Source organism: Bradyrhizobium oropedii, assembly GCF_020889685.1.
GTDB classification, from domain to species: domain Bacteria; phylum Pseudomonadota; class Alphaproteobacteria; order Rhizobiales; family Xanthobacteraceae; genus Bradyrhizobium; species Bradyrhizobium oropedii.
In genome coordinates this window covers 1-19940 of the sequence record NZ_JACMYO010000160.1, presented here as the reverse complement: position 1 = coordinate 19940, position 19940 = coordinate 1, and the positions used below count along the sequence as shown (strand labels likewise).

Genomic DNA, 19940 nt, shown 5'->3' with positions numbered 1-19940 from the left:
CAGCGACCTTGGGCTCACGCAGCGGCGGGAAAGCCGTCTCGTCGGAGCCATTGCGCGGGGAAGTTGCGGGCAGCGGGGGAAACTCTGACCGGATGCCCGCGCCAGCGGGCTCGAGCCGCGCGGCAATGACCTGGAGTTCCCGAACGACTGCGGCAAGCGCCAGCACGATGGCGCCGGTGCATGCGCCGGTCACGCCCGTCGCGATCAACGTGCTGCCGACGCTGAATTCCTTGTAGGGGATACCCAAGCCGACCGCCGCCAAGCCCGCCACAACCAGGCCCGCGCCGACGACCAACAGACCAACCATCATCGAACTAACCCCCGGGAGACCCGACCGAAAATCGGCGCGGGCCTCGAACGCCACGATACCGTCATATTGCCCACACCGCCAACCGCCAATTGTAGAGGGAGTTCCCTAAAATCCCGCTTAACCGGGCCGGACGCGCTCGTTCCTGGCGCGAATACCGGCTGCGCCGGCGCCCTGCGCCCGTAGATTTACTGACTACGAATTGCTGCCAATTTATTGCAACGCATCTGGGAAATTACGCCACAATTCCCAATTACTCAGAAACGGAACTGCGCTATGGATGCCGGGGAATGAGGCCCTAAAGCGCCAAACTGGGCCACAGGCACGCCGGTATCACTAGCTATGTCATCGATTACGACGTCTGCCCTCGAGGCGCCTGCGCGGCGCTCGGTGGAGAAGACCTGCGACGATCTCGCTTTCCTCGTCCTCGGCGTGGTCGCCGTGGTTGCCGGCCTCACGTTCCGCGACTACGGTCTGGGCTGGGACGACTACACCCACGCTGAATACGCCGACCTCCTGCTGCGCATGTACGGGTCCGGGTTCAAGGACACCGGCGCGCTGTCGTTCGCCAACCTCTATATGTACGGCGGCGGCTTCGATATGGCCGCGGCCCTGCTGCACAAGATCATTCCGCTGGAGCTGTTCGAGACGCGCCGCCTGCTCGGCGCGGTCGTCGGCGTGATCGGCCTTGCCGTAACCTGGCGCCTGGCGCGCCGCGTCGGTGGCCCGCTGGCGGGACTGGCGGCGCTGCTGCTGCTGGCGCTGTGCCCGACCTTCTACGGCCACATGTTCATGAATCCGAAGGATGCACCGTTCGCCGTCGCGATGGTGGTCCTGATCATGGGCCTCGTCCGCCTGATCGAGGAATATCCGACGCCCTCGCCGCGCACGATCCTGATCGTGGGCTTAGGGGCCGGCCTGTCGATCGGCTGTCGCGTGCTGGGCGGGCTCGCATTGATCTACGCAGTGGTCGGCTTCATCCCGCTGTGGATCGAGGAATTCCGCAAGCAGGGTGCGCGCGAGGCGACCCACCGCTTTGCCCATGTCGTCTATGTGCTGCTGCCGGGACTTGCTCTCGGCTATCTCGTGATGGGCCTGATCTGGCCGTGGTCGATCATGGAGCCCGGCCATCCGCTGGAAGCGGTGACGTATTTCTCGCACTTCTTCGAGAAGCCGTGGAAGGAGATGTTCGACGGCGCGCTGGTGTCGGTGCCGGACATGCCGTGGTCCTATTTGCCGACGCTGTTCGCCTTGCAGCTTCCCGAAGTGCTGCTGGTGCTGCTGACCGCAGCCGTCGTCGCCACCTTCATGTCGCTGTCGCGCAAGGATGTGACCGCCAAGCGCAAGTCGATCATGCTGATGCTGACGCTGGCGGCGACGCTGCCGCTGGTGATCGCGATGGTGAAGCGACCGGCGCTCTACAACGGCATCCGCCACTTCATCTTCGTGATCCCGCCGATGGCGGTGCTCGGCGGCGTCGCATTCGCCCGCGGCATGGACTGGCTCGGCGACAACCGCCGCGCCTGGCAGCCTGCGGCGCTCGCCGTGTTCGCATTCGGCCTGCTGCTGCCGCTCAGCGAAATGATCCGGCTGCATCCGTATCAGTATACGCATTTCAACCACATCGCAGGCACGGTGCGGACCGCCGACAATTTCTTCATGCTGGACTATTGGGGCCTGGCGCTGAAGCAGGCATCCGACGGGCTGCGCGAGCAGTTGGAGGAACGACAGGAAGTGCCGCCGCAGCATCGCAAGTGGAAGGTCGCCGTTTGCGGACCGCAGCGCCCCGCGCAGGTCGCGCTCGGGCCGGACTTCACGATCGGCTGGGACAGCAACGCCGCCGACTTCGCGATGACGCTCGGCGAGTTCTACTGCAAGGGCCTGGCCGCGCCGGTCATGGTCGAGATCAAGCGCGACGACGTCGTGTTCGCCCGCGTCTACGACATCCGCGGCCGCAGCATCTCGAGCCTGCTGGCGATCCCGGCGCCGTAGCCCAAAGCACGTCTGTTGCGCGCCTGCCCACTTCTGGAGCATGACCTTCCGGATCGTGGGCCAGCCGTCGCATGCTGACATGACTGTCACGCCGTTACGCTGCCTTGCCGCGATCCGGTGCCGACGCTAGGTTCGACGCAGGAAACAGCCATCAACGGAGCAATCGGCCATGTCGCCAGCGGAAGCGCGCCTGAAGGAAGTGCCGTCGAACATAAGTGCGGCGGAGTGGGAGCAGCGGATCAACCTTGCGGCCTGCTACCGGCTGGTCGCGCTCTACGGCTGGGACGATCTCGTCGACACCCACATCTCGGCCCGCGTGCCGGGGCCCGAGCATCACTTCCTGATCAACCCCTACGGACTGATGTTCGACGAGATCACCGCGTCGAGCCTGGTCAAGGTCGACCTCGACGGCAACCAGCTTTCGCAGAGCGACTACAGCATCAACCCGGCCGGCTTCACCATCCATTCGGCGATCCACGAGGTGCGCGAGGATGCCGGCTGCGTGCTCCATCTGCACACGGTCGATGGCACCGCGGTGTCGAGCGGCCCGGACGGGCTGCTGCCGCTGAACCAGACCGCGCAGCTCGTCACCCACGACCTCGCCTATCACGACTATGAGGGCATCGCGCTCGATCATGACGAGCGCCCGCGCCTGCAACGCGATCTCGGCACCAAGAACCACATGCTGTTGCGCAATCACGGCACGCTGACGGTCGGCCGCTCGGTCGCCTCCGCCTTCGAGCGGATGTACCATCTGGAGCGCGCCTGCTCGATGCAGGTGGCGACCCGCGCGCTCGGCCCGATCGCCTATCCGGTCGACCAGCAGGCCATCGACAAGAACACCGAGCTGCTCTCCAACCCGGACCGCGCCGAGCTGCGCTCGACCCAGCTGGTCTGGCCGCCGCTGCTGCGCAAGCTCGACCGGGTCAATCCCGGCTACCGTGATTGAAAATTTCACAATCTTAGGGTAGGCTGAACGCCAACACCCTCTGCACGTTCAGAATCAAAACGCCGCCCAATTCCGGGCGGCGTTTTCACGTTCAGCGCCTATCGCTCTATTTGGCCTCGGCGAACGCCGCCAAGATCCGCGCCCAGGAGCGGATGCCCTTGTGGTAGCTCTTGAGGTCGTACTTCTCGTTCGGCGAATGGATGTTGTCGTCGTCGAGCCCGAAGCCGACCAGCACGCTGTCGAGGCCGAGCGTGCGCTTGAAGTCGGCGACGATCGGGATCGAGGCGCCGGAGCCGACCAGAAGCGCCTCCTTGCCCCACTCGTCGGTCAGCGCGCGGCGGGCGGCCGCGAGCGGCTTCATGTTCCAGTCGAGCGCGATCGCCGGCGCGCTGGAATGATCGGTGAACTCGGCCTTGCAATCCGCCGGCAGGCGCGCCTTCACATAGTCGCGGAACGCGTCTCGGATCTTCTCGGGATTCTGTCCCTCGACCAGGCGGAACGAGACCTTCGCTGACGCCTCGGCCGCAATCACCGTCTTCGAACCCTCGCCGGTATAGCCGCCGATGATGCCGTTGATGTCGCAGGTCGGGCGCGAGGAGACCTGCTCGATCAGGAGCCGATCCTTTTCGCCGGCCGGCACCGAAAGGCCGATCGGCTTGAGGAAGCTTTCCGGCGTCAGATTGAGCTGTTTCCACTGCGCCAGAATGTCCGGCGGCAGATCCTTCACACCGTCATAGAAACCGGGGATGGTGATGTGGCCGTTCTCGTCATGCAGGCCGCCGAGGATCCGCGTCAGCACGCGGATCGGGTTCTGCGCGCCGCCGCCGAACACGCCGGAGTGCAGGTCGCGATTGGCGGCCTTGATCTTGACCTCGTCATAGACCAGGCCGCGCAGCGAGGTTGTGATCGCCGGCGTGTTGGGGTCCCACATGCCGGTATCGCAGACCAGTGCGAAGTCGGCCTTGAGCTCGGCCTTGTTGGCCTCGAGGAACGGCACGAAATTCTTCGAGCCGATCTCTTCCTCGCCTTCGATGATGATGGTGATGTCGACCGGCAGCGATCCCGTCACCGTCTTCCAGGCGCGGCACGCCTCGATGAAGGTCATCAACTGACCCTTGTCGTCCTCGGCGCCGCGCGCGACGATGATCTTGCGCCCGTCGGCATGGTCGGTCACGACAGGCTCGAACGGCGGACGGTGCCAGAGATTCAAGGGATCGACCGGCTGCACGTCGTAGTGCCCGTAGAACAGCACATGCGGGCGCCCGTCGGTCGAGCCGTTCAATTTGCCCACCACGGCCGGATGGCCCGCGGTCGGCCGCACTTCGGTCTTGAAGCCGAGGGTTGCGATATCCCTGGCAAGATGATCGGCAGCCGCCTTGCAGTCATTGGCAAAGGCCGGATCGGCCGAGATCGACTTGATGCGCAAGAGCGTGAACAGCCGCTCGAGGCTGTTGTCGAAATCGGCATCGATGCGGTCGAGGACGGGCTGCAGCTTGGCGTTGGACATTGCTTATATCCCATTGGTTGGACATTGCGCCAAGTTGTAGCGCGCCGGCCGCCCGAGGCAAAGCCGGTTGCCCGTTCCATCGGACCGTCGCGGTGCTACCTGCGCAAGATTCCGCCGAGCGCGCCGCGCACCAGCGCGCGACCGATCGAACCGCCAACCGAACCGCCGACCGATTTGCCGAGATCCGCGACCACGCCGCCGACCACCTTGTCGGTCACCGAGCGCGTGACGTTGCGTGCGATCACCTGCCCGGTCGAGAGCCGGCCGCGCTTGACATTGGTGCCGAAGATCGCGGCGGCGATGGCGCCGATCTGGCCGAGGATGCCGCCCCCCTCGCTGCCTGAGCCTTCCGCCGACGCGGCGCCGCCGGCGAGACGCTTCTGGATGATCTCGTAGGCGGATTCGGCGTCGATCGCGGTGTCGTATTTGCCCTTCACCGGGCTCGCATCCATGATCGCCTTGCGTTCCTCCGGCGTGATCGGCCCAATCCGTGCCGATGGCGGTCGCACCATGACGCGCTCGACCATCGACGGCGTGCCGCCGCCTTCGAGGAACGACACCAGTGCCTCGCCCTTGGCGAGCTCCATGATCACCCGCGCGGTGTCGAGCTTCGGATTGGGCCGGAACGTCTGCGCGGCTGCGGCGACCGCCTTCTGGTCGCGCGGCGTGAAGGCACGCAGCGCGTGCTGCACGCGGTTGCCGAGCTGTGCCAGCACCTTGTCCGGCACGTCGATCGGATTTTGCGTGACGAAATAGACGCCGACGCCCTTGGAGCGGATCAGCCGCACCACCTGCTCGATCTTGTCCATCAGCGCCTTCGGCGCGTCGTTGAACAACAGATGCGCCTCGTCGAAGAAGAACACCAGCTTCGGCTTCGGCAGGTCGCCGGCCTCCGGCAATTCCTCGAACAGTTCCGACAGCATCCAGAGCAGGAACGTGGCGTAAAGCCGCGGGCTCTGCATCAGCTTGTCGGCGACGAGGATGTTAACCATGCCGCGGCCGTCGCGATCGGTCCGCATGAAATCCTTCAGCGTCAACGCCGGCTCGCCGAAAAACTTCGCGCCGCCCTGGTTCTCGAGCACCAGCAGCTGACGCTGAATCGTTCCGACCGTCGCCTTGGACACGTTGCCGTAGCTCTGAGCGGCCTTACGGATCGACGCCAGCGGATCTTCCCCTTCATCGGCGCCCTTCTTGCTGCCGTCGGGGGCGATCGCATCCAGCAGGGCGCGCAGATCCTTCATGTCGATCAGCGCGAGGCCATTTTCATCGGCGACCCGGAAGGCGACATTGAGCACGCCCTCCTGCACGTCGTTCAGATCGAGCATCCGCGCGAGCAACAACGGTCCCATCTCGGTGATGGTGGCGCGCACCGGATGCCCCTGCTCGCCGAACACGTCCCAGAACACGGTCGAGAACTGGTCCGGCTGGAAGGTCAGGCCCATTTCCTGGGCGCGCTTCACAATAAAATCCTTGGCCTCGCCGACTTCGGAGATGCCGGACAGATCGCCCTTGATGTCGGCTGCGAAGACCGGAACGCCGGCGCGCGCAAATCCTTCGGCCATGACTTGCAGCGAGACGGTCTTGCCGGTTCCGGTTGCGCCGGTGACGAGCCCATGCCGGTTGGCCAGCGCCAGCGTCAGCCAAGCCGTCTGCTCGCCCTTGCCGATAAAAATCTTCTCGTCTGTATCGGCCAACTTGTTGTCGGAGGTCGCCATCGCTTCGCCTCTTCGCGCAAATTTAGATCGCTTCAATCATTGAACCCGGTTCGATACATCGAACCCGGTTCGATACATCGAACCCGGTTCGAAACCTCGAACCCGGTTCGATACCGAACCAGTGCCATCATATTGCATCTTGCCGGTCGATTGAAACCGTCAGCGCAAGCTGACGTATATTGTCGCGCCACTGGTTCCTCATATTTTATTCCCGGCGAAGTGACGAAAGGCATTGCGCATTGCGACAAGATGGTGTGAATCCGCCGCTCACTCTTGCAGCGAGGCCACAGTCACGACGCGATCGAAAAAGAAAACGAACTGAAATGCGCGGATCGCTTGTATTTCGTGACACAGGCGCTCAAGATAAATCCAGAAGAACGATCCGGCAAAGTCCGGTTGAGGCGGGGCAAGATGGACGAATTGGTTGGACAGCTGGCCGCGAAGGCCGGCATCGATGGCGCTGTCGCTGAAAAAACCATCGGCATCGTTCTGGGTTTCCTTCGTAACGAGGGACCTTCCGATAAAGTCCAGGCTCTGATCGACCAAATCCCCGGCGCCGAAGCGGCAATCGCCGCCTCCATCAACAGCGGTGGTCTATCGCGGTTGATGGGCGGCGGCCTGATGGCTGTCGGCACCCGGCTGATGGCACTCGGATTGAGCATGAGTGAAATTCAGAACGTTGCGCGTGAACTTTTCAGGTTCGGCCGCGACAAAATCGGAGCGGATCAAATGGGCGAGATCATCTCGGGGACGCCGGGCCTCAGCCAGTTTGCCTGAAGCACTCTCCCCACGCCCCTGCACGTGCGCTCCCTTCTACCTGCATACGAGTATCATGACATACCCCCTCTCCGAGATCGAAGGCCTGTCCGCCTATTGTGCCACCAAACTGAAATCGCAGGGTATCCGCACGACCGACTCGCTGCTTGAAGCCGCCCGCACCGTCAAGGGACGCAAGGCGCTCGCCGCCAAGACCGGGATCAGTGAACAGCAACTGCTCGAATGGGCCAACATCTCCGACTACATGCGGATTCCCGGCATGGGCAAGGCGAAGGTCGGCCTGGTCCGCGCCGCCGGCGTCACCACCGTGCGCGAACTCGCCCACCGCAACCCGTCGCGGCTGGCGCAGAGCATGAAGGACGCCAATGTGCGGCGTAAGCTCGTCCGCGTGATGCCGTCGGAGAAATCAGTCGAGATGCTGATTGAAGAGGCACGCAAGCTGCCTCCCAAAATCACCTATTAGCTCACCTATTAGCCAATCTTAACCGCACGAGCGGCGGCCGGCACCAGCCATCATCGCCATACCTTGACTTGCCGCTGCGGTCAGCGCAAAGCCACCGCATGATGGCAACCAGGCCCATAGCATCGGCGGCGACCGGCCCGGCCGTATCAGCGGTGCTGCCGACCTTGCTGTCGCGGCCTTATCCGGCGGTGATGGGTATCCTGAACGTGACGCCGGACTCGTTCTCCGACGGCGGCCGGTTCATCGCACCCGAACAGGCGCTGGCCCAGGCCCGCAAGCTGATCGCCAACGGCGCCGACATCATCGACATCGGCGCGGAATCGACCCGTCCCTATGGTTCACAGCCGGTCACAGCCGAGGCGGAAATGGCGCGGCTGAAGCCGGTGCTCGCCGAGGTGATCGCGCTCGGCGTGCCGGTCTCGATCGACAGCATGAAACCAGAGGTCGTGGCCTGGGCGCTCGACCAGGGCGCGGCGATCGCCAACGACGTCTGGGGCCTGCAGCGCGATCCCGGCATGGCGCCGCTCATCGCCGCAAGCGGCGTGCCCGTGATCGTCATGCACAATCGCGAGAGTGCCGATCCCGCAATCGACATCATGCAGGATCTCGCCACCTTCTTTGAACGCTCGCTCGAGATCGCGGCGAGCGCCGGCATTGCGCCCGACAAGATCGTGCTCGATCCCGGCATCGGCTTCGGCAAGACCCCGGAGCAGAGCATGATGGCGCTGGCGCGACTGTCGGAGCTCGACGTATTCCGCCTGCCGGTGCTGGTCGGCGCCTCGCGCAAGCGCTTCATCAGCACGGTCGTGCCGTCGGAGCCGCAACAGCGGATCGGCGGCTCGATCGCGGCGCACCTGATCGCCGCGCAGAACGGCGCCCGCATCATCCGCGCGCATGACGTCGCGGAAACCGTTCAGGCGCTGCGGGTGGCCGCAGCAATCGAGGGACAGCAATGACCGACACGATCTTCATCACCGGGATCGTCATCCATGCCCGTCATGGCGTGATGGAACATGAGACCGAAGTCGGTCAGCGCTTCGTCATCGACCTCGAGCTCTATACCGACCTTTCGGAATCCTCGCGCACCGACCGCCTCTCCGACACGGTGTCCTATTCCAACGTGGTGGCGACCGCGACCTCGGCTTTCAAGAACACCAATTACAAGCTGCTGGAACGCGCCGCCGGCGCGGTGGCGGAGGACATCCTGGCCTCCTTCCCGCGCGTCAGGGCAGTCAAGGTCACCGTGCACAAGCCGCATGCGCCGATCGCCGCGATCTTCGACGATGTCGGCGTGGTGCTGACCCGCTCGCGCCATCCGCTTCCACATGGCTGACGTCCTGATCGCACTCGGCGGCAATGTCGGCGACGTCCGCTCGACGTTTCGCAAGGCGATCGCCAATATCTGCGGTATGACGCAGGCGGCGCTCGTGGCGCGCTCGTCGGATTATTCGACGCCGCCCTGGGGCGAGCAGCAGCAGGACAGCTTCATCAATGCCTGCATCGAGATCGACACCAGCCTCGATCCGCATGCGCTGCTGTTCACCCTGCACAAGATCGAAACCAAATTCGGCCGCGACCGCAAGAACGAGCAGCGCTGGGGCCCACGCACCCTCGACCTCGATTTGATCGCCTATGACGACATCAAACTCAACAAGCCGGAACTGACGCTGCCGCACCCGCGTTTGTTCGAGCGCGCCTTCGTGCTGGTGCCGCTGGCCGAGATCGTTCCCGACCGCGTCATTGCCGGGCGTCGCGTCGCCGATGCGCTCGCGGGGCTCTCGACGGATGGTATTTTCCGTCTTGCGGACCTCGATTAAAGCCGAGCGACCGCAAACAAAAGTTTGGCTTGGCCGCCCGCCCGTGGCAATTTCCGACCAAATCAAGGGACCCCTCGCGGGGCCGGTGAAGGACGATTTGGGCGGATGACGACCTCGACTGACGATTTACCTCTGGCTTCGGATTTTGCAGCAGCGACCTATGACGACTGGCGCAAGCTGGTCGACGGCGTGCTGAAGGGCGCCCCGTTCGAGAAGCTGGTCGGCAAGACCTATGATGGTCTCAAGATCGATCCGATCTACCGCCGCGCCACCAACTCAAGCCCGCTTCCCGGCCGCGCCGCCACGACCCCCTGGCACATCCTGCAGCGGGTCGACCATCCCGATGCCGCAGCGGCCAATGCGCAGGCCTTGCAGGATCTCGAGAACGGCGCGACCGGCCTCGAATTCGAGTTCGCCGGTGGTCCGGGCACGCGCGGCTTCGGCCTCGCCGACGCCAGCAAGAAGACGCTGGCGCGAGCCTGTGGCGGCATCCATCTCGATGCCGGCATCATGATCGCGCTCAACCCGGTGATCGGGCGCGAGAACGCCGGCGAGACGTTTGCAGACATGGTCGAGGCCCGCAAGCTCGACCCGGCCAAGCTCGACCTGCATTTCAATTACCAGGCGCTCAGCACCGTGGCCGTACGGGGCGCAACGGCCGCCGCCTGGGCCGACTACGCCAAGCCGTTCGGCCAGGTGGTCAACGGCCTGATCAAGCGCGGTTTCAAGGGGCCGTTCGTGCTGGCCGACGGCCGGCCGGTGCATGACGCCGGCGGCTCCGAGGTGCAGGAGCTCGCCTTCACGCTCGCGCTCGGCCTCGCCTATCTGCGGATGCTGGAAGCATCAGGTCTCGATCTCGATGCGGCACGCGCCGGCGTCTCGTTCCGGCTCAGCGCCGATGCCGACCAGTTCCTGACCATGGCCAAATTCCGCGCGCTACGGCTGTTGTGGGCACGGGTCGAGCAGGCCTGCGGCCTTGCGCCCAAGCCGATCTTCGTCAACGCGCAGACCGCCTGGCGGATGCTGACCCAGCGCGACCCCAACGTGAACATGCTGCGCGCGACGATCGCAACCTTTGCCGCCGGGCTCGGCGGCGCCAATGCGATCACCGTGCTGCCGCACACGCTGGCGCTCGGCCTGCCCGACGATTTCGCCCGGCGCGTGGCGCGCAATACGCAACTCGTGCTGCTCGATGAGTCCAACCTTGCCAAGGTCTCCGATCCCGCGGCCGGCGCCGGCGGCATCGAGACGCTGACCTCGCAGCTCAGCGAGGCGGCATGGACGCTGTTCCAGGAGATCGAGAAGGCCGGCGGCATCTTCGCCGCGCTCGAGCAGGGGCTGCTGCAAAAGAAAGTCGCCGCGACGCGGGCGCAACGCGAAACCAACGTCGCCAAGCGCCGCGACGTGCTGACCGGCGCCAGCGAATTCCCGAACCTGCACGAAGACGTCCTCGCGGTGCTGGATGTGAAGCCGTCCGCGCCGATGTCGACCGCCGATGCCAAGATCAGGTTCGACGCCCTCGCGCCGATGCGGCTCGCCGAACCGTTCGAGGCGCTGCGCGACAAGTCGGACGCCGCGCTGAAGGCGCACCGCGCGCGGCCGAAGATCTTCCTCGCCAATCTCGGTACGGCCGCGGACTTCACGGCCCGCGCCACGTTCGCAAAGAGCTTCTTCGAGACCGGCGGGATCGAGGCCATCGACAACGAGGGCTTTGCCGACGCGGCGGCGCTTGCCGCAGCCTTCAAGGCCTCCGGCGCGGCGATGGCGTGCATTTGTTCCTCGGACAAGGTCTATGCCGCCGGCGCCACGGAGGCCGCCAGGGCCCTTCACGGCGCCCGAGCAAGGCATATCTATCTGGCAGGGCGGCCCGGCGACCAGGAAGCGGCGCTGCGGGCGGCCGGCATCGGTGAGTTCGTCTTCGCCGGCGGTGATGCGCTGGCGACATTGCGCGACGCCTATCGGCGGATGGAGCAGGCATGACGGCAGAGACACCAGCGAAACCCGTTCTGACCGGCGGTTGCCAGTGCGGCGCCGTGCGCTTTGCGGTGTCCGCGGCGCCGAACCGCGTCAGCATCTGTCACTGCCGGATGTGCCAAAAGGCCTCCGGTGCGCCATTCGCCTCTTTCGCCGACCTCAACAAGGAGGATTTCGCCTGGACCCGGGGCAAGCCGGCGGCGTTCAAATCATCCTCGATCGCCGAGCGCGACTTCTGCGCCGCCTGCGGCACGCCGCTCAGCTTCCGCCGGATCGACGGTCCGCGCATCGAGATCATGACCGGCGCCTTCGACCGGCCCGACCGGGTGATCCCGACCCAGCAATTCGGAACCGAGTCCCGCCACGGCTGGGTGGTCGGCATCGCCAACCTGCCGAGCCAGACCACGATGCAGAATTACGGACCGGACAAGATGGCGACCATCGTCAGCCATCAGCATCCGGATCATGACTAAGGAATCCAAGGAATGACCCGCATTCCCAATTTCGCCGATGTCGCCTTCCAGCCCGTCGCCACCGCGATGCCGGGTACGAGCGCCGAGCCGTGGCTGACACCGGAAGGCATTCCGGTGAAGCCCGTCTATGGCGAAGCCGACCTCGAAGGCATCGACTTCCTCGAGACCTGGCCCGGAATTGCGCCCTATCTGCGCGGCCCCTACCCGACGATGTATGTCAACCAGCCCTGGACGATCCGGCAATATGCCGGCTTCTCCACGGCGGAGGACTCCAACGCCTTCTATCGCCGCAACCTCGCGGCCGGACAGAAGGGCCTGTCGGTCGCGTTCGACCTCGCCACCCACCGTGGCTATGACTCGGATCATCCGCGCGTCTCCGGCGACGTCGGCATGGCCGGTGTCGCGATCGATTCCATCTACGACATGCGCACGCTGTTCGCCGGCATCCCGCTCGACCAGATGAGCGTGTCGATGACCATGAACGGCGCGGTGCTGCCGATCCTCGCGCTGTTCGTCGCCGCCGCCGAGGAACAGGGCGTGCCGCCGGAGAAACTGTCGGGCACCATTCAGAACGACATTCTGAAAGAGTTCATGGTGCGCAACACCTACATCTATCCGCCCGCGCCCTCGATGCGGATCATCTCCGACATCTTCGCCTACACCTCGCAGCGGATGCCGAAATACAATTCGATCTCGATCTCCGGCTACCACATGCAGGAGGCCGGCGCGACGCAGGACCTCGAGCTCGCCTATACGCTGGCCGACGGCGTCGAATATCTGCGCGCCGGCCTGGCTGCGGGCCTCGACGTCGATCGCTTTGCCCCCCGCCTCTCCTTCTTCTGGGCGATCGGCATGAACTTCTTCATGGAAGTCGCCAAGATGCGCGCCGCGCGGCTGCTGTGGGCCAAGCTGCTCAAGCAATTCAACCCGAAGGACCCGCGCTCGCTCAGTCTGCGCACGCATTGCCAGACCTCGGGCTGGTCGCTGACGGCGCAGGACGTGTTCAACAACGTGATGCGCACCACGATCGAGGCGATGGCGGCGACGCAAGGTCACACCCAGTCGCTGCACACCAACGCGCTCGACGAGGCTCTGGCGCTGCCGACCGACTTCTCGGCGCGCATCGCCCGCAACACGCAATTGTTTCTGCAGCAGGAGAGCGGCACCAACCGTATCATCGATCCCTGGGGCGGCTCCTATTATGTCGAGCGGCTGACCCAGGACCTCGCGAAGAAGGCCTGGGGGCACATCCAGGAGGTCGAGGAACTAGGCGGCATGGCCAAGGCGATCGAGGCCGGCGTGCCGAAGCTGCGGATCGAGGAAGCCTCCGCCAAGACCCAGGCGCGGATCGATGCCGGCCGCCAAGCCGTGATCGGCGTCAACAAGTTCAAGCCGGAGAACGAAAGGCCGATCGACGTGCTCAAGGTCGAGAACTCCACCGTGCGGCGCTTGCAGATCGACAAGCTGGCGCGACTGAAGGAGGAGCGCAACCAGAAGGACGTCGATGCGGCGCTGGCTGCGCTGACCCGCTCGGCGGGCGAAGGCAACGGCAATTTGCTGGCGCTGGCCATCGATGCTGCGCGCGCCAAGGCCACTGTCGGCGAGATTTCGGACGCCATGGAAAAGGTGTTCGGCCGCCACCGCGCCGAGATCAAGTCCATCACCGGCGTCTACAAGCGAGAGGCAGCGGCGATGTCCAACAAGGTCGAAAAGGTGCAGGCGCTCATTGACGCCTTCGAGGAAGCGGAGGGCCGCCGCCCGCGCATCCTGGTGGCGAAGATCGGCCAGGATGGCCATGACCGCGGCCAGAAGGTGATCGCATCCGCCTTCGCCGATGTCGGCTTCGACGTCGATATCGGGCCGCTGTTCGCGACCGCCGACGAGGCCGCGCGGCAGGCGGTCGAGAACGACGTCCACATTCTCGGCGTCTCTTCGCTCGCCGCGGCACATCTCACCGCGGTGCCGGAACTGAAGGCCGCGCTGAAGAAGCACGGCCGCGAGGATATCATGATCATCATCGGTGGCGTGGTGCCGCCGCAGGATTATGACGCGCTGTATGCCGCAGGGGCGGAAGCGATCTTCCCGCCCGGCACCGTGATCTCGGACGCCGCCGAAGAGCTGATCCACAAGCTCAACGCCCGGCTCGGCCATAGCGCGGCGGCGGAGTAGCGCTGCCGCATTCGCCCTCCCTCACTCGGAGTTTTCATGCGCGCCGCTCGCTCGATGACGCCTGCCCGCATCATGGGCCTTGCCGGCCTGCTGGCTTGCCTTTGCCTTCCGGCGCGTGCAGCCGATCCAAAACCCGACGCCACGATCAAGAACCCGAGCATCGAGGCCAGCGTCTATCTCGACGACAAGATCAAGGCTGATAGCGCACTGGCGGCCGATTGCCTCACTGAGGGCAAGAAATGGATCGACAAGCAGGCCGCCGAGGCCGCGGCCGACCGCAAGCAGGAGCCTGACCTCTTTAGGGAACGCGGCGGCTATTCATTCGAGCGCAAATATTCGGTGCGCTCCGTCGTCGACGACCGCTATGTGAGCGTGCTGCGCGACGACTACATGAACACTCTGGGCGCGCATCCGAACTCCGACGTCAACACCATCCTCTGGGACACGGCAGAGAAGAAGCGCATCAGCATCCGTCCGTTCTTCACCGAGACCGCTGACAACGGCCCGACGCTAGCGGCGATGCGCAAGGCCGTCATTGCCGCGCTCAACGCCGAGAAGAAGCGGCGCGATGCCGGCGAGACGGCGACCGCCCAGTGGTACAAGGAGTTGAAGCCGACCCTGCTCAAGATCGGCGCCGTGACGCTGGCGCCGTCGACCGAGGCGGGCAAGAGCTCCGGCCTCACCTTCCATTACCCGCCCTATGCCGTCGGCCCCTACGCCGAAGGCCAGTACGTGATCTTCGTGCCGTGGGAGACGCTGAAGCCGTACCTGACGCCGGAACGCGCAAAAATCTTCGCCGGCGCGCGGCCAAAGGCCGACGCCGACGATCAGCAACAATAGCTGCTTCAGCGGGCCTCAGCCTGGCTGACGCGCCAGCGCTCTGACCAGGGAGCTGGTCCAATCCGGGATCCACGCCTGGAATTGGCTGTGCCAGCGATCGGCATCGCCGGGCACGGTGTCGAGCTTGACCGACCACTCGATGAAGGTGCGGTTGCCTTCGACGACCGGCAGCAGATGCATCGTGCCCTCGTAATGGGTCGGCTGCGGTGCGTCCGAACCGGCATCCGACAGAAACGGCAGTGGCTCGATGCTGGCATAGGTCAGCGAATGCTGCGTGTCCGAGTGACCGGCAAGGCGCTGCCTGACCCAGAGCCCGAGATAGCAGAAGCGCCTGACAGCACCGATCTGGTCGCCGCGCTTGTCGTCCTCGATCACGCTTTCGCTGACGCCCTCGATATAGGCCGGGTAATTGTTGAAGTCGCGGATCAGCGACCACACGGTATCGAGCGGATGGTCGAGGACGGTGCTGTAATAGGCTCGGGTCATGGCAGGCTCCGGAATGTTGATCCGCAGTGATGCGGAACGGACCCTGATCAACCGCATGGCAGCGGGCGCGCCCACCCGATTTCCGATCTCGCGGTTGATCGGGGACGAGTGCGGACTCCGCCCTCGCCTGCAACCGGCAGCCGTTGTAAACCAAGACCATGACCCCGCCGAAGCCCGCCTCTCCCGACATCCGCGCCCTCGCCAAGGACCTTCGCTCCGGTCACCGCGCCGCGCTGGCACGGGCGATCACGCTGGTCGAGAGCCGGCGCGGCGATCACCAGGCCGCCGCGCGCGAGCTGGTGCAGGCGCTATTGCCCGACACCGGCAAGGCGGTGCGGGTCGGCATCACCGGCTCGCCCGGCGTCGGCAAGTCGACCACCATCGATGCGCTCGGCATGTTCCTGATCGAGCGCGGTCACAAGGTCGCGGTGCTGGCGGTCGACCCCTCCTCGGCGCGCACCGGCGGCTCGATCCTCGGTGACAAGACCCGGATGGCACGGCTCGCCGTCTCCGACCAGGCCTTCATCCGCCCCTCGCCCTCCTCGGGCACGCTCGGCGGCGTCGCGGCGAAAACCCGCGAGGCGATGCTGTTGTGCGAGGCCGCCGGCTTCGACGTCGTGCTGGTGGAGACCGTCGGCATCGGCCAGTCCGAGACCGCGGTCTGCGACATGACCGACTTCTTCCTGGCGCTGATGTTGCCGGGTGCCGGCGACGAGTTGCAGGGCATCAAGAAGGGCCTGGTCGAGCTCGCCGACATGATCGCGATCAACAAGGCCGATGGCGACAACCTCAAGCGCGCCAATCTCGCCGCCGCCGACTATCGCAGCGCGCTGCACATCCTCAGCCCCCGCTCCGAGCACTGGCATCCGCCGGTCGAAACTTACTCCGCACTGACCGGCACCGGGCTCGACCGGCTCTGGCAGAAGATCCTCGACCACCGCACCGCGATGACCGCCTCAGGCGAGTTCGCAGCCCGCCGCAGAGAGCAGCAGGTGAAGTGGATGTGGTCGATGCTGGAGGGCCGGATGATGGCGCGGCTGCGCTCGGACGCTGCGATCCGCGCCAAAGTGAAGAAGATGGAAGCCGAGGTGGCCGCCGGCCGCATCTCGCCCGCGGTCGCCGCCGAGCAGATCGCGGAGATGCTGCATTGAGCGCGAAGCTGCGCATCCTCCTCACCGGCTTCGGGCCGTTTCCGGGTGCGCCGTTCAACCCGACCATGCCATTGGTGAAGCGGCTGACCGCGTTGCGCCGCCCCGCCTTCGACGACGTCACACTGACGAGCCACATCTTCGACGTCACCTATGCTGCCGTCGACCGCGAATTGCCGGAACTGATCGCAAAGCATCGCCCGCAGGCGCTGTTGATGTTCGGCCTCGCCGGCCGCAGCGCGCATCTGCGGATCGAAAGCCGCGCCCGCAATGCGATAACGACGCGCTTTCCTGATGCCGGCCGCCAGCATGCGCGCAAGGGATCGATCGAGGACGGCGGCGATGCGCAGCTGTTCGGGCCGCACAGCGAAAAGCTGCTGCGGGCCGCGCTGATGACGGGCATCGATGCACGCCCATCGCGCGATGCCGGCAGCTATCTCTGCAACTATCTGAGCTGGCGCGCGATCGAGGCCGTCAACAGCGACAACGGCGTGCACCTCGCGCAATTCGTCCATGTGCCGCCGCTCGCCCATGACGGAACGGCCGCTGCGGGCCGCTCATCCATCACGCTGGAAGCCCTCGTCGATGCCGGCGAAGCCATGCTGCTGGAGCTGGTTAAACTGACCCGGCAGGCCGCGCGCGCGTAAGCGTGCGGATTGGATCGTGCCCTCACAAACCGGGAGGCTGCGCATCCGGGGGGCGTTTGAAGCCGTTCATGCCTCAACACCGGCGCGCAACCGACATCGCCGGAGGTCCGGGCCGGGAGCGGAACCGTCACAGTTCGCAGGAGGGTGTGGCCGAAGAGAGACTTGACCGTGAACCTTCTCTTCGCTGAGCGGACTCACGCTTAGTAGGAACCGGCCTTCGACAGGCCGACAGGCATCGTCAGACAACAACACATAGCTGGCGGCCGTAGACGCGATCGTTTGCAGATCGTCGGTTGAAGTTGTCCGGAACTTTTGACTGATTTTGTCCAGGGGACGCGGGCCGGCGCCTGCCGGACCTCATCTCCGTGCCATCGGAGGAGATACCATGACCGAGATCCGGCTGGCCTCGCTACAGGGCGGGGCGATTGTGCTTGGAAGTGACACTCTCGACACCTTGCGACAGACATTGCGAGGGGTTGTTTGTCTGCCCCAGGAAGCGGGCTACGATGAGGCCCGCACGATCTGGAATGCGATGATCGACCGCCACCCAAGCATAGTAGTCCGCTGCAGAGGTGCGGCAGACATCATGCATGCCGTCACTTTCGCACGCGAGCGCGGTGTCTTGCTTGCGGTGCGCGCCGGCGGCCACAACATTGCCGGGAATGCCGTATGCGAAGGAGGTCTGTTGCTGGACCTCTCGCTGATGCGCGGCGTGCGGGTCGATCCCGCTCGCCGGATCGCGCGCGTCGAACCAGGCGCGACCCTCGGCGACTTCGACAGGGAGGCGCAAGCCTTCGGACTAGCCACTCCGCTCGGTATCAATTCGACGACCGGCGTGGCGGGCCTCACACTTGGCGGCGGATTCGGATGGCTCAGCCGCAAGTTCGGACTGGCTGTCGACAACCTCATCTCGGCCGACGTCGTAACGGCTGACGGCAAGCTCGTGCGGGCGAGCGCAGACGAGAACCCCGACCTGTTTTGGGCGCTGCGCGGAGGTGGCGGTAATTTCGGCGTCGTCAGCTCGTTCGAATTTCGCCTGCACCCGGTCGGGCCCATGGCCCTCTCCGGTCTGATTGTGCATCCTTTTGCCCGGGCAAGAGAACTTCTCGCCGGCTATCGCCAGATCGCAGCCAACGCCCCCGACGAACTCACGCAATGGGTGGTCCTCAGAAAGGCTCCGCCGCTTCCCTTCCTTCCCGCTGACATTCACGGCAAGGAAATTCTCGTCTTTGCGGTCTGCTATGTCGGCGATGAACGCGACGGCAATCGTGCTTTGGCTCCGCTGCGTGGGCTGGGAACGCCGATTGCGGACGTGGTCGGCATGCAGCCCTTCACCGCCTGGCAGAGTGCATTCGACCCGTTGCTGACTCCGGGTGCCTACAATTATTGGAAGTCGCACAATTTTGTCGATCTCGGCGACGGTCTCCTGGATGTCATCGTCGATCAGGTTGCGCGGCTTCCGACCGACGAGTGCGAAATCTTCATTGGGCAGCTCGGCGGAGCGGCTGGCCGTGTGGCGCCTGACGCAATGGCTTATCCTCATCGCAGCGCGAATTTTGCGATGAATGTTCATACACGATGGCGCCAATCCGCCGACAAGCAGCGCTCGATCGACTGGGCGCGGACGCTTTTTGCCGAAGCTGCGCCTTACGCAACCGGCGGCGTCTACGTCAACTTCATGCCCGAGGACGAAGCCGATCGCGTGTCCAACGCCTACGGCGCGAACTACGCGCGTCTCACGGCGCTGAAGTCAAAATACGATCCCGGCAACCTGTTCCGCTTGAACCAGAACGTCCAGCCGTCCGCGCAGCGACCGGCGGCCTGACGGAAGACAGGGTAGCAAAACCGCCGCTGAGCCCTGGCGAAACCCATCTCCGTCGCCCGACCGTTTCGGTCTTTGGGTGATGGGTTTCGCTTCTCACTACCCATCCTGCGACTGATGGAGCTGGTGCAACCGACCCGGCAGACCGCGCGCGTGAGCGACGCGGATTGGACTGTGTTCCCACGAGCTGGGATGGCTGCGCAGTTGGGCGTCGTTTGAGGTCTGCCAGACAATGCCTCAACACCGGCGCGGAAACGGACATCGCCGGAGGTCCGAGTCGGGCCATGAGCCCACATTCACTATGCTAGGGGCCGACATTGCGAAGCGGCCACATGTTAGGCCCTTCCGAGCGAGCCGTGCTGTCGACGCAGGAAGGAAGGCCGCCAACGTGGGCGGCCTCCTGGTCAGTTACTGCGGCGAGCGGTCTGGGGGCTATTTCTCGACTTCGACGGCGCACGACCTTGACCGCCTTGTCGCGCTGAGGAGCAAGGTCCGCCCAGGCTTTCGATTTGTAGAATGCCACCGCGTCATCTGCGCTGTCCCATTCGGTGAGTGCTGCACCCTTGGGCGGTGCGCCACCCTCGATCTGAACAACCCGTCCGGCCGCGGTACGCAAAGCGCGACCATGAGCTTCTGCTATCAGCTTGCGGGCCGTTGGCAGGTAAGCGGCCTGGGCCGAAGCATCGAGGATTTCATTTTCGCTGATGACGTAGGCCTTCAGCTTGGCTCCCTGAGCGTGGAGGCCTTGAACTGCGATAGCTCCAATTGCGACGCCTGCGAGCATTACCACTTTCCAAATTTGGATCTCATGGCAAATCCCCTCCGTTGGGTACACAACTCAACAGTTGTTTGGC

General features: G+C 64.8%; 18 protein-coding genes and 1 pseudogene. 14 read left to right on the top strand and 5 right to left on the bottom strand.

What is annotated here, in order from left to right; translation table 11 throughout:
• Positions 1-310, bottom strand: a pseudogene (locus tag H8A95_RS32655) (hypothetical protein); the annotation flags it as partial.
• Between the two features lie 339 nt (positions 311-649).
• Here H8A95_RS32655 and H8A95_RS32650 point away from each other — a divergent pair.
• Entirely contained in the window at positions 650-2299 is a 1650-nt protein-coding gene (locus H8A95_RS32650) for a glycosyltransferase family 39 protein (protein WP_229186916.1), read from the top strand.
• A 169-nt stretch (positions 2300-2468) separates the two neighbouring features.
• On the top strand, positions 2469-3248 hold the full coding sequence (locus H8A95_RS32645; protein WP_229186915.1) for a class II aldolase/adducin family protein: 780 nt from the start codon (positions 2469-2471) through the stop codon (positions 3246-3248).
• Positions 3249-3354: 106 nt separating this feature from the next.
• On the opposite strand, the gene H8A95_RS32640 is transcribed toward H8A95_RS32645, so the two are convergent.
• Together H8A95_RS32640 and H8A95_RS32635 are read right to left on the bottom strand one after the other, a co-directional pair.
• A complete protein-coding gene (locus H8A95_RS32640; protein WP_229186914.1) occupies positions 3355-4755 on the bottom strand; it encodes a M20/M25/M40 family metallo-hydrolase in 1401 nt (466 codons plus the stop codon).
• A 95-nt stretch (positions 4756-4850) separates the two neighbouring features.
• Positions 4851-6470 carry a helicase HerA-like domain-containing protein gene (locus H8A95_RS32635; RefSeq protein ID WP_229186913.1) on the bottom strand — a complete coding sequence of 540 codons (1620 nt, stop codon included), beginning with the start codon at positions 6468-6470 and terminating at the stop codon, positions 4851-4853.
• A gap of 411 nt (positions 6471-6881) precedes the next feature.
• Between H8A95_RS32635 and H8A95_RS32630 the strand changes: the two genes are divergently transcribed.
• The 9 genes from H8A95_RS32630 (at position 6882) to H8A95_RS32590 (ending at position 14983) form a co-directional block, all read left to right on the top strand.
• A complete protein-coding gene (locus H8A95_RS32630) occupies positions 6882-7247 on the top strand; it encodes a DUF2267 domain-containing protein (RefSeq protein ID WP_229186918.1) in 366 nt (121 codons plus the stop codon).
• Between the two features lie 55 nt (positions 7248-7302).
• Positions 7303-7710, top strand: a complete 408-nt coding sequence (locus tag H8A95_RS32625; RefSeq protein WP_229186912.1) for a DUF4332 domain-containing protein — start codon at positions 7303-7305, stop codon at positions 7708-7710.
• A 98-nt stretch (positions 7711-7808) separates the two neighbouring features.
• Positions 7809-8666, top strand: a complete 858-nt coding sequence (folP, locus tag H8A95_RS32620) for a dihydropteroate synthase (RefSeq protein ID WP_229186911.1) — start codon at positions 7809-7811, stop codon at positions 8664-8666.
• Positions 8663-9043, top strand: coding sequence for a dihydroneopterin aldolase (folB, locus tag H8A95_RS32615; protein WP_050403309.1), 381 nt, complete (start codon positions 8663-8665; stop codon positions 9041-9043). Before folP ends, folB begins: the two co-directional genes overlap by 4 nt.
• Positions 9036-9527, top strand: coding sequence for a 2-amino-4-hydroxy-6-hydroxymethyldihydropteridine diphosphokinase (gene folK / locus H8A95_RS32610; RefSeq protein ID WP_229186910.1), 492 nt, complete (start codon positions 9036-9038; stop codon positions 9525-9527). Before folB ends, folK begins: the two co-directional genes overlap by 8 nt.
• A gap of 105 nt (positions 9528-9632) precedes the next feature.
• The gene (locus H8A95_RS32605) at positions 9633-11507 is read left to right on the top strand and encodes a methylmalonyl-CoA mutase subunit beta (protein ID WP_229186909.1); all 1875 of its coding nucleotides are present in this window, start codon (positions 9633-9635) and stop codon (positions 11505-11507) included.
• Positions 11504-11974 carry a GFA family protein gene (locus H8A95_RS32600; RefSeq protein WP_229186908.1) on the top strand — a complete coding sequence of 157 codons (471 nt, stop codon included), beginning with the start codon at positions 11504-11506 and terminating at the stop codon, positions 11972-11974. The genes H8A95_RS32605 and H8A95_RS32600 overlap by 4 nt, the downstream gene beginning before the upstream one ends.
• Positions 11975-11986: 12 nt before the next feature.
• A complete protein-coding gene (scpA, locus tag H8A95_RS32595) occupies positions 11987-14143 on the top strand; it encodes a methylmalonyl-CoA mutase (RefSeq protein WP_229186907.1) in 2157 nt (718 codons plus the stop codon).
• Between the two features lie 72 nt (positions 14144-14215).
• Positions 14216-14983, top strand: coding sequence for a DUF3298 and DUF4163 domain-containing protein (locus H8A95_RS32590; protein ID WP_229186917.1), 768 nt, complete (start codon positions 14216-14218; stop codon positions 14981-14983).
• A 15-nt stretch (positions 14984-14998) separates the two neighbouring features.
• On the opposite strand, the gene H8A95_RS32585 is transcribed toward H8A95_RS32590, so the two are convergent.
• On the bottom strand, positions 14999-15469 hold the full coding sequence (locus H8A95_RS32585) for an SRPBCC family protein (protein WP_229186906.1): 471 nt from the start codon (positions 15467-15469) through the stop codon (positions 14999-15001).
• A gap of 158 nt (positions 15470-15627) precedes the next feature.
• Between H8A95_RS32585 and meaB the strand changes: the two genes are divergently transcribed.
• The 3 genes from meaB (at position 15628) to H8A95_RS32570 (ending at position 19089) form a co-directional block, all read left to right on the top strand.
• On the top strand, positions 15628-16620 hold the full coding sequence (meaB, locus tag H8A95_RS32580) for a methylmalonyl Co-A mutase-associated GTPase MeaB (RefSeq protein WP_229186905.1): 993 nt from the start codon (positions 15628-15630) through the stop codon (positions 16618-16620).
• On the top strand, positions 16617-17264 hold the full coding sequence (locus H8A95_RS32575; protein WP_229186904.1) for a pyroglutamyl-peptidase I: 648 nt from the start codon (positions 16617-16619) through the stop codon (positions 17262-17264). Before meaB ends, H8A95_RS32575 begins: the two co-directional genes overlap by 4 nt.
• Before the next feature lie 385 nt (positions 17265-17649).
• A complete protein-coding gene (locus H8A95_RS32570; RefSeq protein WP_229186903.1) occupies positions 17650-19089 on the top strand; it encodes an FAD-binding oxidoreductase in 1440 nt (479 codons plus the stop codon).
• 301 nt (positions 19090-19390) lie between these two features.
• On the opposite strand, the gene H8A95_RS32565 is transcribed toward H8A95_RS32570, so the two are convergent.
• Positions 19391-19870, bottom strand: a complete 480-nt coding sequence (locus H8A95_RS32565; RefSeq protein ID WP_229186902.1) for a DUF1330 domain-containing protein — start codon at positions 19868-19870, stop codon at positions 19391-19393.
• Between the last annotated feature and the right edge of the window lie 70 nt (positions 19871-19940).